At 38.7% G+C, this 545-nt stretch carries 1 protein-coding gene; it reads right to left on the reverse strand.

What is annotated here, in order from left to right; genetic code table 11:
- Positions 1–54: 54 nt before the first annotated feature.
- The gene (locus tag ACS8FD_RS23820) at positions 55–540 is read right to left on the reverse strand and encodes a Dps family protein (protein WP_439260436.1); all 486 of its coding nucleotides are present in this window, start codon (positions 538–540) and stop codon (positions 55–57) included.
- Positions 541–545 lie beyond the last annotated feature (5 nt).

Consider the following 545-nt stretch of genomic DNA (forward strand, 5'->3'; position numbering starts at 1 on the left):
CCTAATGATAGGTGCTTTTTTGTGTCTTGATTTCTATATGTTTTAATCAGACTATTAACCTAAGAATGCATTGTACATCCATATCAGTTTTTCTTGCTCTTGTACGTATGCATCTATCAAATCAGCAGTACCTTGATCCTCACCTTCTGCCGCTAGTGAAGACACTTTGCGTTGTTCTGCGATTAATGCTTGCAACCCTGAAACCACGCCTTTAACGCAGCTTGTGCCATCTTTAACGTTTTTATCTTCACTGATGCTAGTATGCTGCGTAAAATCGCTATAAGCATGGAGTGGCGTACCACCCAAGGTCAAGATACGCTCAGCAATCTCGTCAATCTGTAATTGTAGCGACGTATATAATTCTTCAAATTGAGGATGCAATGTAAAAAAGTGCTCGCCTTTTACGTTCCAATGATAACCGCGTACGTTTAAATAAAATACATGATACGTTGATAGTAGATTGTTTAACTGTGCAATGACTGCGCTCATGTCTGCTTTTTCTAGACCGATCTGATTAGTAGCGTTATTAGAATTACTCATAGTAT

The sequence above is a fragment of the Psychrobacter sp. 1U2 genome (assembly GCF_051847575.1).

Bases quoted from the DNA above. Each gene is read 5' to 3' on its own strand.
- ACS8FD_RS23820 (WP_439260436.1), bottom strand. From the start codon at position 540: ATGAGTAATTCTAATAACGCTACTAATCAGATCGGTCTAGAAAAAGCA.